The sequence below is a fragment of the Rhizobium sp. M10 genome, from assembly GCF_002531955.1.
GTDB lineage: Bacteria > Pseudomonadota > Alphaproteobacteria > Rhizobiales > Rhizobiaceae > Rhizobium > Rhizobium etli_C.
In genome coordinates this window covers 32,566-48,173 of the sequence record NZ_NWTA01000015.1, presented here as the reverse complement: position 1 = coordinate 48,173, position 15,608 = coordinate 32,566, and the positions used below count along the sequence as shown (strand labels likewise).

The 15,608-nt window shown below is 62.9% G+C and carries 17 protein-coding genes; 12 read left to right on the top strand and 5 right to left on the bottom strand.

The genetic code is table 11. The annotated features are described in order from the left end of the window. Positions 1-103: 103 nt before the first annotated feature. Positions 104-601 (bottom strand): Lrp/AsnC family transcriptional regulator, encoded by a 498-nt coding sequence (locus CO671_RS21850; RefSeq protein WP_097607686.1) that lies wholly within the window; start codon positions 599-601, stop codon positions 104-106. A 101-nt stretch (positions 602-702) separates the two neighbouring features. Here CO671_RS21850 and CO671_RS21845 point away from each other — a divergent pair, with 101 nt between their 5' ends. The 10 genes from CO671_RS21845 to doeB all read left to right on the top strand — a co-directional run bounded on the left by CO671_RS21845 (position 703) and on the right by doeB (position 10,311). Continuing rightward, positions 703-2,088, top strand: a complete 1,386-nt coding sequence (locus tag CO671_RS21845; RefSeq protein ID WP_097607805.1) for a PLP-dependent aminotransferase family protein — start codon at positions 703-705, stop codon at positions 2,086-2,088. A gap of 122 nt (positions 2,089-2,210) precedes the next feature. After that, complete coding sequence (gene ehuA / locus CO671_RS21840) at positions 2,211-2,996, top strand: ectoine/hydroxyectoine ABC transporter ATP-binding protein EhuA (RefSeq protein ID WP_020919732.1); 786 nt, start codon at positions 2,211-2,213, stop codon at positions 2,994-2,996. A 60-nt stretch (positions 2,997-3,056) separates the two neighbouring features. Next, a complete protein-coding gene (gene ehuB / locus CO671_RS21835; RefSeq protein WP_097607685.1) occupies positions 3,057-3,905 on the top strand; it encodes an ectoine/hydroxyectoine ABC transporter substrate-binding protein EhuB in 849 nt (282 codons plus the stop codon). A 77-nt stretch (positions 3,906-3,982) separates the two neighbouring features. Beyond that, positions 3,983-4,642, top strand: a complete 660-nt coding sequence (ehuC, locus tag CO671_RS21830; protein ID WP_097607684.1) for an ectoine/hydroxyectoine ABC transporter permease subunit EhuC — start codon at positions 3,983-3,985, stop codon at positions 4,640-4,642. 4 nt (positions 4,643-4,646) lie between these two features. Next, positions 4,647-5,306 (top strand): ectoine/hydroxyectoine ABC transporter permease subunit EhuD, encoded by a 660-nt coding sequence (ehuD, locus tag CO671_RS21825; protein ID WP_097607683.1) that lies wholly within the window; start codon positions 4,647-4,649, stop codon positions 5,304-5,306. 1 nt (position 5,307) lies between these two features. Further along, positions 5,308-6,087: an ectoine utilization protein EutA gene (eutA, locus tag CO671_RS21820; RefSeq protein ID WP_097607682.1), complete on the top strand. Its 780-nt coding sequence runs from the start codon at positions 5,308-5,310 to the stop codon at positions 6,085-6,087. A gap of 4 nt (positions 6,088-6,091) precedes the next feature. Then, positions 6,092-7,093 carry a hydroxyectoine utilization dehydratase EutB gene (gene eutB, locus CO671_RS21815; protein ID WP_097607681.1) on the top strand — a complete coding sequence of 334 codons (1,002 nt, stop codon included), beginning with the start codon at positions 6,092-6,094 and terminating at the stop codon, positions 7,091-7,093. Beyond that, positions 7,090-8,082, top strand: a complete 993-nt coding sequence (gene eutC, locus CO671_RS21810) for an ectoine utilization protein EutC (RefSeq protein ID WP_097607680.1) — start codon at positions 7,090-7,092, stop codon at positions 8,080-8,082. The genes eutB and eutC overlap by 4 nt, the downstream gene beginning before the upstream one ends. A 32-nt stretch (positions 8,083-8,114) precedes the next feature. Continuing rightward, positions 8,115-9,296 (top strand): ectoine hydrolase DoeA, encoded by a 1,182-nt coding sequence (gene doeA / locus CO671_RS21805; RefSeq protein WP_097607679.1) that lies wholly within the window; start codon positions 8,115-8,117, stop codon positions 9,294-9,296. 7 nt (positions 9,297-9,303) lie between these two features. Beyond that, positions 9,304-10,311, top strand: a complete 1,008-nt coding sequence (gene doeB, locus CO671_RS21800; protein WP_097607678.1) for a N(2)-acetyl-L-2,4-diaminobutanoate deacetylase DoeB — start codon at positions 9,304-9,306, stop codon at positions 10,309-10,311. Between the two features lie 42 nt (positions 10,312-10,353). On the opposite strand, the gene CO671_RS21795 is transcribed toward doeB, so the two are convergent. Continuing rightward, complete coding sequence (locus CO671_RS21795; protein ID WP_097607804.1) at positions 10,354-12,171, bottom strand: methyl-accepting chemotaxis protein; 1,818 nt, start codon at positions 12,169-12,171, stop codon at positions 10,354-10,356. A gap of 247 nt (positions 12,172-12,418) precedes the next feature. Here CO671_RS21795 and CO671_RS21790 point away from each other — a divergent pair, with 247 nt between their 5' ends. Both CO671_RS21790 and CO671_RS21785 read left to right on the top strand, forming a co-directional pair. Next, positions 12,419-12,667 (top strand): type II toxin-antitoxin system VapB family antitoxin, encoded by a 249-nt coding sequence (locus CO671_RS21790; RefSeq protein ID WP_010032286.1) that lies wholly within the window; start codon positions 12,419-12,421, stop codon positions 12,665-12,667. Further along, positions 12,664-13,077, top strand: coding sequence for a type II toxin-antitoxin system VapC family toxin (locus CO671_RS21785; RefSeq protein ID WP_010032283.1), 414 nt, complete (start codon positions 12,664-12,666; stop codon positions 13,075-13,077). The genes CO671_RS21790 and CO671_RS21785 overlap by 4 nt, the downstream gene beginning before the upstream one ends. Before the next feature lie 36 nt (positions 13,078-13,113). Here CO671_RS21785 and CO671_RS21780 read toward each other — a convergent pair whose 3' ends face one another. The 3 genes from CO671_RS21780 to CO671_RS21770 form a co-directional block, all read right to left on the bottom strand. Further along, complete coding sequence (locus tag CO671_RS21780) at positions 13,114-13,353, bottom strand: hypothetical protein (RefSeq protein WP_010032282.1); 240 nt, start codon at positions 13,351-13,353, stop codon at positions 13,114-13,116. Positions 13,354-13,606: 253 nt separating this feature from the next. Then, entirely contained in the window at positions 13,607-14,668 is a 1,062-nt protein-coding gene (locus CO671_RS21775) for a DUF5666 domain-containing protein (RefSeq protein WP_097607677.1), read from the bottom strand. After that, entirely contained in the window at positions 14,665-15,537 is an 873-nt protein-coding gene (locus tag CO671_RS21770) for a DUF6502 family protein (protein ID WP_010032277.1), read from the bottom strand. Before CO671_RS21770 ends, CO671_RS21775 begins: the two co-directional genes overlap by 4 nt. Positions 15,538-15,608: the final 71 nt, after the last annotated feature.

Sequence of the window (15,608 nt, the reverse complement as noted above, 5' to 3'; positions counted from 1 at the left end):
CCGAAAAGTGTGAGCGGTTTTCGGACGACATCATGCTCTAACTCTTTAACTTAGAACAGGATTCAGATTTTAGACCGGGTCGGCCAAAAATCTGAATCCTGTTCTAGGAAGCGCTTTCCTCATCGCCGGATGCGGCGAAGGAAGAGACCGGAACGACTGTTTCCTCCTTCACCGTCTTGGTGACGATATAGGTGAAGTAGCGGTCGATGCCGAGTTCGCGGTCGAGAAGCCCATCGACCAGTCGCTGGTAGGCGTCGATATTGGCCGTCATGATCTTCAGAATGTAATCGACGCCGCCACCCACCGACCAGCAGGCGACGACCTCCGGGATTGCGGCGATGGTACGTTCGAAGCGTTCGAAATCGGCCTGGCGATGATTGGCGAGGGTCACTTCCATCATCACGCTGGCAACCGGCGCGATGCGCCGCGGGGCGATGCGGGCGTGGTAGCCGGTGATCACGCCTGCCTTTTCGAGCTTGCGCAGCCGCATCCAGCACGGCGTCGGCGACAGTCCGGCCTTTTCGGCCAGCGCCAGCTTGGTGATGCGGCCGTCGCGCTGGACGGCGTCGAGAATGCGCAGGTCGATGGCGTCGAGCTTCATGGTGCTTTCTTCAAAAAGAAATCATTTCAAACGCAGCGAAAAGACAATGAAAGCGCATTTTGGCATTGTCAATTGAACTGATTTTCAGCACTGTTGATATCATGACAAATTGGCGCCCCGATCCCTCGCAACTCCGCCGGCCGGCCTATCTTTCACTCGCCGAGCAGATCGCCAATGCGATCACCGACGGCAAGCTCTCCGACGGGGTGCAATTGCCGCCGCATCGCAAGCTGGCGGATGATCTGCATCTTTCCGTGCAGACGGTCAGCCGCGCCTATGACGAGCTGAGCCGCCGCGGGCTGATCTCAGGCGAGATCGGCCGCGGCAGTTTCGTGCAGACGCGGCCGCCTGAGCCGGAGCCGCCCTATCTGCCGGAACGGCTGGGTGAGGTGATCGATCTGTCGATCCTGAAGCCGGTCTGCGAGCAGATCCATCTGGAAAAAATGCGCCAGGCCTTCGGCTGGCTTTCCGAAAACCTGCCTTCCAGCTCGGCCCTGTCGTTCCGACCGAATATGGTGTTTCCGCGTCACCGCGTCGTCGCCACCGAATGGCTGGCGCGCTGCGGGCTCGACGTGTCGCCGCTGAACATCAGCCTGACGAATGGCGCGACCTCCGGCATGACGGTGGCGCTGATGAGCGTCGCACCGCCCGGCTCGACGATTGCGACCGAAGCGGTCAGCCACCATACGCTGGTGCCGCTCTGCGGCTATCTCGGCCTGCACCTCGAAGGGTTGGCGATCGACGAGGAAGGCATGATCCCCGGGGCGCTGGACGAGGCCTGCCGGACCGGGCCGATCCGGGCAATTTTCCTGCAGCCCTCGGTGATCAATCCGATGGCGGCGCTGATGAGCGCCGAACGCCGGCAGGCGCTTGCCGCCGTCGCCGCCAAGCATGACATAGCGATCATCGAAAACGACATTCTCGGGCCGATGGTCGAGGACCGGGCGCCGCCGATGGCGGCCTTCGCGCCGGAGCGCACGCTCTACGTCACGAGCTTTACGAAGATCACCGTTCCAGGCCTCAGGATCGGCTACCTCGTCGCGCCCGACCGCTATGTCGCCGCCGTCGCCAACCGGCATCTCGTCTCGAGCTGGATGGCGACGCCTGCCATGGCCGAGATCGCCAGCCGCTGGGTCAGCGACGGTACGGCGATGGAACTCGTCAACTGGCAGCGCCGCGCCCTTGTCGGACGCCACGCGATCGCGGCGGAGATGCTGGCCGGCCTGTCCTATCGAACGCACCCGCAAAGCCTGCATATATGGCTGCCGCTGTCCGGCAGCCATACGGAGGATGGTTTCGTGTCGCAGGCAAGGCTGCGCGGCGTAGCGATCGCGCCGGGCAAATCCTTCCACACCACCGATCACGGCTGGACGCCGGCGGTGCGCATCTCGCTCGGCTCGACGACGGAAGGCGAGCTGCGGACAGGGCTCGGGATCGTTGCCTCGCTGGCGCAGGGAAATCCGGAGGAACTGCTGCTTGCGATTTGACGCTGCCGCCGCATTTGCCGGCAGGCGCAGAATAATTGTCATGATATTATTTTACGAATTGACATGATTTTCATGGGCCGTCATCGTTAGGTCATTGCTTGTCTCAACAAGGAGAGACATGAATGCCTGCGCCCATCATCCGCATCGACAACATCGTCAAGAGATACGGTCCGCTGACCGTGCTCGACGGCCTGTCGATGAATGTCATGCCGGGCGAGAAACTGGCGCTGATCGGGCCGTCCGGCTCCGGCAAGACGACGATCCTGCGCATCCTGATGACGCTGGAGACGATCAGCGGCGGCCATATCGAGGTCGACGGCGAGCAGCTCTACCACATGCCTGGTGGCAGCGGGCTGGTGGCGGCCGATGAGCGGCACCTGCATCGCATGCGGGAAAAGATCGGCATGGTCTTCCAGCACTTCAACCTGTTTCCGCATAAATGCGTCCTCGACAACGTGACGCTGGCACCGATGCTGACCAAGGGCATCAAGCGGCCGCAAGCCGAGAAGCGGGCGATGGAGCTTCTCGATATGGTCGGCCTTGCCGACAAGGCGAAAAGCGTGCCGGCGCAGCTTTCCGGCGGGCAGAAGCAGCGCGTCGCCATTGCCCGGGCCTTAGCGCTGTCGCCGAAGATCATGCTGTTCGACGAGGTGACCTCGGCACTCGACCCGGAGCTGGTCGAGGAGGTGCTGAACGTCATGCGGAAGCTCGCCTCCGAGACCGATATGACGATGCTTCTCGTCACCCACGAAATGGGCTTTGCCCACGACTTTGCCGACCGCGTGCTGTTCTTCGATCGCGGCAGGATCGTCGAGGAAGGCAGGCCCGGCGACATCTTCCGCAATCCGACGCAGGAAAGGACGCAGACCTTCCTGCGCAAGATCATCGCGGCAGGGCACCGCGTCTGACGTCAGACATTGGCCCGCAAAGAACAAAACGCAAAGAGAAAAACAGAGGAGTTGGGAACGATGAAAGCAGGATATGTTTTGAGCGCCGTCAGCCTGTCGGTGCTTCTGGTTACGGCCGCCGCTCCGGCATCCGCCGCCGATGACAAGCTCGAACAGCTGAAGGAACAGGGTTTTGCCCGCATCGCCATCGCCAACGAGCCGCCATTCACGGCCGTCGGTGCCGACGGCAAGGTTTCTGGCGCTGCCCCCGACGTGGCGCGCGTGATCTTCGAAAAGCTCGGCGTCAAGGAAGTGGTCGCCTCGATCTCGGAATACGGCGCGATGATCCCCGGCCTGCAGGCCGGCCGCCATGACGCGATTACGGCGGGCCTTTTCATGAAACCGGAACGTTGCAGCGCCGTTGCCTATTCCGAACCGATCCTCTGCGATGCCGAAGCCTTCGCTCTCAAGAAGGGCAACCCGCTGAAGCTGACGAGCTACAAGGATATCGCCGACAATCCGAACGCCAAGATCGGCGCGCCGGGCGGCGGCACGGAGGAGAAGCTGGCGCTGGAAGCCGGCGTGCCGCGTGACCGCGTCATCGTGGTTCCGGATGGGCAGAGCGGCATCAAGATGCTGCAGGACGGCCGCATCGACGTCTATTCGCTGCCGGTCCTGTCGATCCACGATCTGATGGCGAAGGCGAAGGATCCGAACCTCGAAACCGTCGCCCCCGTCGTCAATGCACCGGTTTATTGCGACGGCGCCGCTTTCCGCAAGCAGGACGTCGCGCTGCGCGATGCCTTCGACGTCGAGCTGAAGAAGCTGAAGGAATCGGGCGAATTCGCCAAGATCATCGAGCCCTACGGCTTCTCGGCCAAGGCGGCGATGTCGACGAGCCGCGAAAAGCTCTGCGCCGCAGCCAAGTAACCTGATGTGAGCACACCGGCCATGCGCCCTGCCATGGCCGGTCCGACCCGCACGATCTCCAGAGAAGTGAGTTGCCGATGTCGGTATGGTCCGGCTATCTGACACTGATCCTTCAGGGCGCCCTGGTGACGCTCGAACTGACGGTCATGGGATCGGCGCTGGCGCTCGTCATGGCCTTCCTGGCCGGCCTCGGCCGCCTGTCGCGCTTCTTTGCCGTCCGGGCTCTGGCGACCGCCTATATCGAATTCTTTCGCGGCACCTCGATCTTCGTCCAGCTCTTCTGGGTCTATTTCGTCCTGCCTTTTGCCGGTCTGACGCTGACGCCGTTGCAGGCCGGCGTGCTGGCGCTCGGGCTGAATGTCGGGGCCTATGGCGCGGAGGTGGTGCGCGGCGCCGTCAAGGCCGTCGGGCGCGAACAGTCGGAAGCCTGCATCGCGCTCAACCTGTCGCGCTACCAGCGCATGCGCCACGTCATCCTGCCGCAGGCGCTGCCGCTGATGCTGCCGACCTTCTGCAACAACGCGATCGAGCTCTTGAAGGGCACGGCCGTCGTGTCGTTGATCTCGCTGACGGACATGACCTTCCAGGCGCAGGTGGTGCGGGCGCAGACGGGCAATACGCTGGTGCCTTTTGCGGCGATCCTCATCCTCTATTTCCTCATGGCTTCCGCCATCTCGGCGGCGATGCGCCTGCTGGAGCGGCGGATGACACGCGGCCTCGACGGCATGAGGACCTGATCATATGGAATGGGATTGGGAGTTCGTCTGGCAGATCATGCCGACCCTTCTCGAAGGGTTCAAGATCACTATTCTTGCCACCATCCTCGGCGCTGCGGTCGCCATGGTCGCCGGGCTGGGACTTGCCATCGCGCGGCGATCCCCGGTTGTCGCCATTTCCCGGACGGTCGGCTTCGTCTCGGAATTCATTCGCGGCACGCCGCTGCTCGTACAGCTCTACTTCATCTTCTATGTGCTGCCCGATATCGGCATCCGGCTGTCGCCGCTCACCGCCGGCGTCATCGGCATCGGCATTCACTATGCCACCTATACCGCGGAGGTCTATCGCGCCGGCATCGAGAACGTCTCGCGCGGACAATGGGAAGCGGCCAAGGCGACCAATCTGACGACGCGCCAAGCCTGGATCCACGTAATCTTGCCGCAGGCGATCCCGCCGATGATCCCCGCACTCGCCAATTATTTCATCGCCATGTTCAAGGAAACGCCGCTGCTTTCGGCGATCACCGTGCTGGAATTGATGAACCAGGCCAAAAGCATCGCCAACAGCAACTATCGCTATATCGAACCGATGACGCTCGTCGGCGTCTTCTTCCTCGTCATCAGCCTAGTCTCGGTCGTGGGCTTGCGCTGGCTCGAGGAGCGCTACGCCAGGATGGATGATTGATATGACCTCAGGAATCCAGATCATTCCCGCCGGCCGGCGGCCGCGACTGGACGACCGGCCGTTGGAAAAGCGCATCGGCCTCGTCATCCTGGCGACCGACCACACGACCGAAGTCGATTTCCGGCGCATGGTCGCCGGCGACCGCATCGGCGTCTATGTCAGCCGCATCGGCTATGCCAATCCGGTGACACCGGAAAACCTCTTGAAGATGCAGCCATCGCTGACGGAAGCCGCCGGGCTGATCCTGCCGGATGAGGCGCTGGATGCGATCATGTATTCCTGCACCTCGGCCTCGGTCGTCATCGGCGACCGCAATATCGAGGCGGCGATCCATGCGGCCAAGCCGGGTGTTTCAGTGGTGACGCCGACGGCGGCGGCGGTGAAGGGCCTGAAGGCGCTCGGCGCCCGCCGGATTTCGGTGCTGACGCCTTATACGATCGAGACCAGCCGGCCGATGGCGGATTATTTCACGGATCTCGGCTTTGCGATCGACCGCTTCACCTGCCTCGGCCTCAGCGACGATCGCGAGATGGCGCGGATCGCGCCGGATGAGATCGCGGCCTTCGCGCGTGAGGCGCTGGCGCCGCAGTCCGACGCGCTGTTCATCTCCTGCACTGCTCTGCGCGCCGCCGAGGTCGCCGCCCGCATCGAAGGCGAGACCGGCAAGCCGGTGGTGACCAGCAATCTCGCAACCGCCTGGGCCTGCCTGAGGCTTTGCGGCGATGATCGGGTGCGGCCCGAGCTCGGCCGGCTGATGACCATGCCCTATGGGGAAGGCTGAGATCATGGTGAGCGCCTTGCCGGTTTCGCTGGAGGATATTCGCGCAGCGGCGCGGCGGATCGTCGGCCGGGTCGTCGAAACACCGATGGTGCAGTCGGCATCGCTTGCCGAGATTGCCGGCGTTCCGGTCTGGCTGAAGCTCGAACATCACCAGACGACGGGCAGCTTCAAGCTGCGCGGGGCGACCAACGCGGTACTGTCATTGTCACCGGTAGAACGGGCGCGCGGGGTCGTCGCCGCCTCGACCGGAAATCACGGCCGGGCGCTTGCCCATGCCGCGAAGGCGCAAGGCGCGGTCGCGACGATCTGCATGTCGCAGCTGGTGCCGGAGAACAAGGTTGCGGAAATCCGCCGCCTCGGCGCCGATGCGCGCATCGTCGGCCGATCGCAGGACGAGGCGCAGCAGGAAGTCGACCGGCTGGTGCGAGAGGAGGGGCTGGTGATGATCCCGCCTTTCGACCATCCCGACGTCGTCGCCGGGCAGGGGACACTCGGGCTCGAAATCGTCGACGCATTGCCGGAGGCGGCGATCGTTCTCGTGCCGCTGTCAGGCGGCGGCCTTGCGGCGGGTGTCGCCGCCGCGGTCAAGGGCGTCAGTCCGAAGGTGAGAGTGATCGGCCTGACGATGGAACAGGGTGCGGCGATGAAGGCGAGCCTCGATGCCGGACGGCCGGTGCAGGTCGAGGAAAAGCCGAGCCTTGCCGACTCGCTTGGCGGCGGCATTGGCCTCGACAATCGCGTGACTTTCGCCATGTGCCGCGCACTTCTCGATGACGTCATCCTGCTGACCGAGGCCGAAATCGCAGCCGGCATGCGCCATGCCTATGCCTGCGAGAGCGAGGTCGTCGAGGGGGCTGGAGCGGTCGGAATTGCAGCGCTGCTGGCCGGAAAGATCCGCTCCGGCGGCCCAGTCGTTGCGATCCTTTCGGGGCGGAATGTCGACATGGAACAGCACCGTCGCGTGATCAACGGCGAGGGTGCGGCGTTCGCGGAGGATAACCCATGAGCCGCATGATCATTCTGACGGAAGCGGAATTGCGAGAGATCGTCGGGCTCGATGCCGACGCGGTCGCTTGCGTCGAGCAGGCCTTCGCCGCGCTTGCGACGAAGGCGGTCGCCATGCCGCCGATCCTGCGGCTCGACATTCCAGAGTATCGGGGTGAGGTCGATGTGAAGACCGCCTACGTGCCCGGCATCGAGGGTTTCGCGATCAAGATCAGCCCCGGCTTCTTCGACAATCCAAAGATCGGCCTGCCGAGCACCAACGGCATGATGGTGCTGCTGTCGAGCCGGACCGGCCTGGTGCAGGCGCTGCTGCTCGACAACGGCTATCTCACCGACGTGCGCACCGCCGCGGCCGGCGCCGTCGCGGCAAAATATCTGTCGCGGCAAAATTCCAGCGTGGCGGCGATCTTCGGCGCCGGCATGCAGGCGCGGCTGCAGCTGGAAGCGCTGACGCTGGTGCGGCCGATCCGTGACGCCAGGATATGGGCGCGGGATGCGGCCAAGGCTAAGGGCGTGGCTGCGGAACTGGCGGCAAGGCTCGGCTTTCCCGTCAAGGCGATATCCGACCCGCGGCAAGCAATGTCCGGCGCCGACATCATCGTGACCACCACGCCGGCGGAAAAACCGATCATCGACGCCGGCTGGCTCGAACCCGGGCAGCATCTGACGGCCATGGGATCGGATGCCGAGCACAAGAACGAGATCGATCCCGCGGCCATCGCCGGCGCCGGCCTCTATGTCGCCGACAGCCTGAAGCAGACGCGCCGGCTGGGCGAGTTGCACCATGCGATCGAAGCGGGCCTCGTCGAAAGGGATGCCGATTTCGCCGAACTCGGCCGGATCGTCGCCGGGCGGATGCCGGGCAGGACGAGCCGCGACCAGATCACCATCGCCGACCTCACGGGAACCGGCATTCAGGACACCGCCATCGCCACGCTCGCCTTTGCCCGCGCCGGCGCGGCGAATGCCGGCACCACATTCGAAAGCTGACCGGCGCGGCGCCGGACAAGAAGGGAAGAGATATGACCCAGCCCCATCTGAAGTTCTCGCTCGGCGAATATGCCGCGCGCCTGGAAAAGACACGGCGTGCCATGGAGGCGAAGGGCGTCGATCTGCTTATTGTCAGCGACCCCTCGAACATGGCCTGGCTGACCGGTTATGACGGCTGGTCCTTCTACGTGCATCAGGCGGTGATCGTGCCGCCGCAGGGCGAGCCGATCTGGTTCGGCCGCGGCCAGGACGCCAACGGCGCCAAGCTCACCGCCTATCTCAGCCACGACAATATCGTCGGTTACCCCGATCATTATGTGCAGTCGACCGAGCGCCACCCAATGGATTACCTCTCCGGCATCCTGACGGAGCGCGGCTTCGGCAAGCTGACGATCGGCGTCGAGATGGACAATTACTGGTTCTCCGCCGCCGCTTTCGCCGCGCTGCAAAAGCACCTGCCGAATGCGCGTTTCGCCGATGCGACCGCGCTGGTCAACTGGCAGCGCGCGGTCAAGAGCGAGACCGAGATCCAGTACATGCGCAATGCGGCCCGCATCGTCGAAGCGATGCATGCCCGCATCTTCGACAAGATCGAGGTCGGCATGCGCAAGTGCGATCTGGTGGCGGAAATCTATGACGCCGGCACTCGCGGCGTCGACGGCATCGGCGGCGACTATCCGGCGATCGTGCCGCTGCTGCCGTCCGGCGTCGAAGCATCGGCACCGCATCTGACCTGGGACGACCGGCCGTTGAAGAAGGGCGAGGGTACCTTTTTCGAAATCGCCGGCTGCTACAATCGCTATCACCTGCCGCTGTCGCGCACCGTCTTCCTCGGCAAGCCGACGCAGGCGTTTCTCGATGCCGAAAAAGCGACGCTGGAAGGCATGGCAGCCGGTCTTGCGGTCGCCAAGCCCGGCAACACCTGCGAGGATATTGCCAACGCCTTCTTCGCGGTCTTGAAGAAATACGGCATCGTCAAGGACAACCGCACGGGTTACCCGATCGGCCTTTCCTATCCGCCGGACTGGGGCGAGCGCACCATGAGCCTGCGGCCGGGCGACCGGACGGAATTGAAGCCCGGCATGACCTTCCATTTCATGACCGGCCTCTGGCTCGACGACATGGGGTTCGAGACGACGGAAAGCATCCTCATCACCGACAGCGGTGTCGAGTGCCTCGCCAACGTGCCGCGCAAGCTGATGGTCAAGGATTGAGGCTGTCATGACAGAGACCCGTTTGCGGCCGTCGCCGATCAGCGCGACGGTGGATTTCGCCGCCGAGGGCGTCCAGCACGGTTTCCTCAGGCTGCCCTACAGCCGCGACGATTCCGCCTGGGGATCGGTGATGATCCCGATAACGGTCGTCAGGAACGGCAAGGGGCCGACGGCGCTTCTGACCGGCGGCAACCACGGCGACGAGTATGAGGGACCGATCGCGCTCTTCGATCTCGCCCGCTCGCTGAAGCCTGAGGAGGTGAGCGGCGCCGTCATCATCGTGCCGGCGATGAATTATCCGGCATTCCTGGCGGGCACCAGGACGTCGCCGATCGACAGGGGCAACATGAACCGCAGTTTCCCCGGCCGGCCGGACGGCACGGTGACCGAGAAGATCGCCGACTATTTCAGCCGTGTGCTTCTGCCGATGGCGGATATCGTCCTCGACTTCCATTCCGGCGGCAAGACGCTCGATTTTCTGCCCTTCTGCGCCGCGCACATTCTGCCCAACAAGCAGCAGGAGCAAAAAGCCTTCGACTTCGTGACGGCGTTTGCCGCACCCTATTCGATGAAGATGCTGGAGATCGATGCGGTCGGCATGTACGACACGGCGGCCGAGGAAATGGGCAAGATCTTCATCACCACCGAACTCGGCGGCGGCGGCACCGCGACCGCCAAGAGTGCGGCGATCGCCAAACGCGGCGTGACAAACGTGCTGCGACATGCGGGGATCGTCGCCGGCGCCGTCGATACCGGTCCGACGACCTGGCTGGACATGCCGGATGGCCGCTGTTTCTCCTTCGCGGAGGAGGGTGGATTGATCGAAGCCGTCATCGACCTCGGTGACGTCGTCACCGAGGGTGCGGTCATCGCTCGCATCTACCCGACCGGGCGGACGGGTGAGGCGCCGCGCGAGATCCGCGCCGCCATGGACGGTATTCTCTGCGCCCGGCATTTTCCGGGGCTTGTCAAACCAGGCGACTGCGTTGCGGTGATGGCGACCGTGACGAGCTGAGATGACGGGCAGGCGCGGCATGCGTTTCGCCGGCCGGCCATCTCAAGCCGCTTTCGGCGATCTCGACCCGGCAGCTGCCGCATCGATCTGGAAGCGGCTGACAACGCCTTCCAGCGTCTGCGTCTGGCCGCCGAGCGCGCGGCAGGCCGAGACGGTTTCCGCAGCCATGGCTGCGTTGCGCTGCGTGACCTCATCGAGCGCATTGACGGAGGCGTTGATTTCCCCGATCGCCACGGCCTGCTCGGACGATACCGAAACGATGCGGGCGATCAGGCCGGCGACCTGTTCGACCTGGCCTTCGATTTCCATAAGCGCCTTGCCGGTGCGGTTGACGAGCTCCACGCCGGTGGAAACCTCAGACGATGACGTGGAAATCAGAGATCGGATCTCCTTGGCGGCGTTGGCCGAACGGAGGGCGAGCTCACGCACTTCCTGCGCCACGACGGCGAAACCCTTGCCGGCTTCGCCGGCGCGGGCGGCCTCGACGCCGGCATTGAGCGCCAAGAGGTTGGTCTGGAAGGCGATCTCGTCGATGACGTTGACGATCGCGCCGATCTGGGCGGACGAGCCTTCGATCTTTTGCATGGCGGCGATCGCATCGCGCACGACGGCGGCCGAATGTTCGGCGCTGCTGCGGGTCTCGGCCATCATGCCGGTCGCCTTGCCGGCATGATTGGAAGCGTCCTTGGCCTTGGCATTCATTTCGCCGAGCGCGGCGGTCGCCTCTTCGAGCATTGCGGCCTGCTGTTCGGTGCGTAGTGCCAGGCTGTCGGCGGCATTGGTGATGCCGGCAGAGGAACTGCCCACCTGTCTGGACGTGTGGGCAATCTGCGCCATCGAGGCGCCAAGCGCATTCATGCTGTCGTTGAACTTGGCCCGCAACATTTCGTAGGCAGGGGCGAAGGCGGTCGTGATCCGGCAATCGAGATTGCCGTGCGACAGCTGGTCCAGGCCGTAAGTCAGCTGATCGATGACCGTCTCGCGTGTCTGTTCCTCGGCCGCCTTTTCGGCCATCTGGTTGCGTTCACGTTCGAATTCGGCATCGCGAAGCGCGGTCTCGCGCTTCTGCGCGTCTTGCCGTTCCAGCGCGTTGCGGCGGAACACCGCCACCGCCTTGGACATCGCGCCTATCTCGTCGGAGCGGTCGGAATAGGGAACCTCGGTCGAAAAATCGCCTTCGGCGAGATTGCCCATATAGGCCTTCATGCCATCCAGCGGCACGATGGCCCGGCGGCGCAGAAGATAAAGCCCAACCAGCAGAAGGGCCAAGGAGCCGAAGCCTGCGGCGCCGGCATAGATCGTCCACGTGACAATCTCCGAGGCTGCATTGCTCTCTTCGCCCTTCAGGAAAGCGTCGGAATTTGCGACGAGCTTCTCGACCGCATCCTGATGTGCATGGAAGGCGATGCGCAATTGCCCGATCGCACCATGCGCCTTGTCTTCGTCCTTGGCGTTCAGGGCTGGGATGATCGCTCGGTTCATCACCTCCCAGAAGACATCGCCCTTGGCGAGCACATCGTTCTCGAGCTCGTCCTTCAAAGACTGCGGCAGCCGCGTCGATTTCCAATAGGCGCGCCGGTCGTCGTAGGCGGCCTTGAGATTTGCGATTTTGGCAAGATTGGTCTCGGTCAGTTCGGGAAATTTACTGGCTTCGAAAGAGAGCATGTAGGATTCGACCACGAACAGCGGCGGCGGCAGAATATCGGCGATCAGATCCTTGCCGTAAACCACCTGCTCGTAAACCGGACCGTTGACCTTCAGCCGTTCGAGCGCCGATTGCTGCAACCCGATCGATACGAGAAGGCCGGTCGAAACAGCAACGCCAAAGGCCACCAAACTGCGGGCAATAGTAAATGCCAAGATCGTCTCCAAATAACTTTGCGGCGTCTCTTCTTCGAGATGCCTGATGTACGTGGGTCATTATTTCGCAAGAACGCTGCTATATGGTTAATTCTTTTAGATCTCAGTTACCCGGCGAACTATTTACGGACCCTGTCAACTGTCCAAAATTGGGTCTATTTTTCCTCAATGCGATGGCAAGCCATTAGCTGCCATCTTGATGGCAGAAACGCCGGGGTTTATATTGATTGCGAAGGAGATCTGAGCCATGGCCGAACCACAGCTTTCTGTACGAAGCGCAAAGGCGCGGGATCTCGCACACCGGCTTGCCCGCCGTGAAAATCGCTCGATAGCCGACATTGTCGAGCGGGCTCTTGAATCCTATGAAATACGCGAAGCCGGGCGAGAGCCGGCTGTGTCCTTCTATAACAGGCTGACGCAACAAAGCGGGACGGACATCGACCTTGAAGCCGTCATCAAGGAGGGCAGGCAGGTTCATAAGGGCATCGAGCTTTGATTTTTCTCGATACCAACGTCGTTTCGGAAACTTTGAGAAAATCTCCCAGCGAAGCCGTAATCGCCTGGCTCATCCGTCATGATTCCGAATTGGCGCTGCCGACGGTGACGATTGCCGAGATCGCTTTTGGTATCCAGAAGATCCGGCCCGATCAGCGCGCCGAACGCCTGGAGCAGGCACTCTCCGACTGGCGCCGCCGCTTCGCGGACCGAATTTTTGGTCTGACCGAAGAAGCCGCTCTTGCCTATGGCGACATCATGGGCGCCGCCGCGCGTCAAGGACGTGGAATGTCGGCACCGGATGGTATGATCGCGGCAATTGCGCGGGTCAATGGCGGTCGGCTGGCAACACGAAATCTGGGCGACTTTGCCGTGACAGGCCTTGATTTGATCTCCCCTTGGGAATTCTGACGTCCTTCATCAGACGGTTTGCAGCATCGGCGCCTTTCAGGCCAATCGCATCAACATTTCATTCAGGTCGCCGATGTCCCGCAGCAGTTCGACCAGCCTGTCCGTGTCGACCTGGCTGAGCCGGCCCATTCCGCCGCTCTTGTTCCAGAGGTCCTGAAGTTCCTGGCTCATGCCGCGGGCGCTACGCATAATGTCGATGATTTGCGCGCGGTTTTCCCAAGTTGCAACGACGGCCGATCCGTCCGTCTCCATCGATATGCGTTCCAGCAAAAGCAATGTCTGTTTCCTCTTGGGCGAAGCGAGTTTTGGTTCGGATGCGACATCGGGCAGACGAAGGGCCTTTACGGCGCGGTCCTCTGCAACGCGGTATTGACGGTCGCAAGCGACAGGAAATCAACGATTGGCTAGCGGGTGTGGGGCGAACCCGTTAGCCAATCGGCAAGCCCTTCGTCGGAATCACCCGAAGCAGGGATCGCAACAACAATAAATGGGAAATTTTCCCATATGTCAATTGGGTTTGATGACGCGCTCAGGGCTGGCCGGGAAAATCCGGCGGCGGCCCGGGCGGTGGGCCGTCATTCGGTGGCGGGCCGCCGGGCCGGTTCGGACCTGGAGAATCTCCGCCATGCCCACCTCTGCCGAACGGCGAGTGGTCCGGCCGCGGCCCATCTCCGCGACCGTCCGGCGAGCGAAGGCCGAAGCCATCGGGACCGCGCCCTCCGGGAAATCCCGTCATGCGGCTCGAATCCCGAACGCCGAAATCGACGAAGCCATGACCATCCGGAGATGGCGGCGCCGATCCGTAACGTCCCGAACCTGTCCCGTCTCTGTCCGTCGGCCGGAAGGTCTCGACGTTGACGACGCCGCGTTTCAGGCCCGGCACCACGGGCTCGGCCTGGATGCGCGTAATGACCAATCGATCGGCGGTCGCCTTCAGGCGCACCAGCGTCTGCTTGCCGGCGAGATACCCGTGCGTGGTGCCAAGCGAAAGGCCGCCGATCAGAACGCGGTTGCCGCGCTTGGCGGGCACGCCGCGGACGTGGGCGCCATCAGAAGCGGAGCGGGGTTCGATGCGCCGGGCAAGGATTGTACCGTCAGGCTTGCGGATGCCGAACACGGCGACCCGCTTGCCCTTCCGCAGGCCTTTCGTCGCCAAGCCCGATGTGTCGACGGTTTGCGACAGGATTCTTATCCCGCCCTTGGCAATCTGGTCGATGCGGCCCTGGACCTCGCTGACGATCGTTATGCGGGCGGCGCGCTTTCCTGTGAGCAGCACCCGGGCGACATGGCCGACCTTCATGGCACTCGCAGGGACGCGGCGCCCGTCGATCTCGACCGGCGTCGCCTGGCTGAACGGGATGTGGATGTTGTTGACGATAATGCTGCCGAAACCCTGGATGGTCCCGACGATGCCGGTGCCGCCGATGCCGTGATCCTCGTTCTCTCCACCTCCCAGAATGGAAAGACCGGACCCGCCGATGCCGTGATCGCTCGTCCCTGTCGGTTGGGCGGCGGCAAACTCCGGTCTCAACACCTGAAGCGCTATGCCGCCCAGCAGAAACTGCCTTCTGGAGATCATCGACGGGCTCATTCGTCCGTCTCCGTCTCGGGAGCGGCGTCTGCCTCCTCGGTCATGACATACAGTCCCGCGATCCAGCGGCTGTTGCCGCCGGGATCGTCCTTAAGGGTTTGATGCGCGATTTTGTTGAGCTTGAGAAGCAATGCCATGCCTTCCTCGCGAGCGATCTCGTCGAGGCGGCTGGCCAGCGCTTGTGAGATCCCGTCATAATGAACGGCGCGTTCGAAGTAGGGAGGAGGGTCGTTCATCAGGTTCATGACCGACGCCTGCACATGGTCGCGAAGGTTGCGGGTAAAATAATGTCGGCGGGCGTCGTCGCCGGCATTCGGGACGATCGAGGAAAGATTGAGCCGGACCCAGCCATTGTCGTCGACAACGACGAGACCCCTGTCCAGCCACTCGTCGAGGATGGAACGGGGATGGACGTCCTTGGTGATGTCAGTCACCAGGCTTTCAAACGACGGGCCGCCATCGCCGGACGTCCGGGGCAGGGCGCTCGGCTTGTCCTCGGCATCACAATACAGCGGATCGGCAAGCCACCGGGCGAGAATGCGGCTTGTCTGCGAGACGCCCACGGTCAGGAATGATGGATCAAGCGCCTGCCCGCGCAGCCGGTTGACGTCCTTGCGGTGGATGCCGGTCAGAAGCGAGATGCGGCTATCGGTCTGATGCTTGTTCGGCAGCGCGAATTCTTTCTCGGCGACTTCGATATAAAGCCGGCGAAGAACGGCCGAAAAAGCGGTGAAGTTGAAACCGGAGGCAAGAGCGAGCCTGACCAGCGGGCGCAGCACGCGGATCAGCATCGCCTGCAAGGTCTCTTCGGAGAAGGGTAGCTTCGCGCGCGGCTTCGACATCAAGAACACTCGGTCTCTGAAGACCATTGCCGGCAGACCTTCGACGATCGCCTTCGATCTCCCTATGGCAAAGTCCAGGTTGGCGCAACGCGATGGCT

Bases quoted from the DNA above. Each gene is read 5' to 3' on its own strand.
- eutA (WP_097607682.1), top strand. From the start codon at position 5,308: ATGACCTCAGGAATCCAGATCATTCCCGCCGGCCGGCGGCCGCGACTG.
- doeB (WP_097607678.1), top strand. From the start codon at position 9,304: ATGACAGAGACCCGTTTGCGGCCGTCGCCGATCAGCGCGACGGTGGAT.
- CO671_RS21790 (WP_010032286.1), top strand. From the start codon at position 12,419: ATGGCCGAACCACAGCTTTCTGTACGAAGCGCAAAGGCGCGGGATCTC.
- eutB (WP_097607681.1), top strand. From the start codon at position 6,092: ATGGTGAGCGCCTTGCCGGTTTCGCTGGAGGATATTCGCGCAGCGGCG.
- doeA (WP_097607679.1), top strand. From the start codon at position 8,115: ATGACCCAGCCCCATCTGAAGTTCTCGCTCGGCGAATATGCCGCGCGC.
- CO671_RS21775 (WP_097607677.1), bottom strand. From the start codon at position 14,668: ATGAGCCCGTCGATGATCTCCAGAAGGCAGTTTCTGCTGGGCGGCATA.
- CO671_RS21850 (WP_097607686.1), bottom strand. From the start codon at position 601: ATGAAGCTCGACGCCATCGACCTGCGCATTCTCGACGCCGTCCAGCGC.
- ehuD (WP_097607683.1), top strand. From the start codon at position 4,647: ATGGAATGGGATTGGGAGTTCGTCTGGCAGATCATGCCGACCCTTCTC.
- ehuB (WP_097607685.1), top strand. From the start codon at position 3,057: ATGAAAGCAGGATATGTTTTGAGCGCCGTCAGCCTGTCGGTGCTTCTG.
- CO671_RS21845 (WP_097607805.1), top strand. From the start codon at position 703: ATGACAAATTGGCGCCCCGATCCCTCGCAACTCCGCCGGCCGGCCTAT.
- CO671_RS21770 (WP_010032277.1), bottom strand. From the start codon at position 15,537: ATGGTCTTCAGAGACCGAGTGTTCTTGATGTCGAAGCCGCGCGCGAAG.
- ehuA (WP_020919732.1), top strand. From the start codon at position 2,211: ATGCCTGCGCCCATCATCCGCATCGACAACATCGTCAAGAGATACGGT.
- eutC (WP_097607680.1), top strand. From the start codon at position 7,090: ATGAGCCGCATGATCATTCTGACGGAAGCGGAATTGCGAGAGATCGTC.
- ehuC (WP_097607684.1), top strand. From the start codon at position 3,983: ATGTCGGTATGGTCCGGCTATCTGACACTGATCCTTCAGGGCGCCCTG.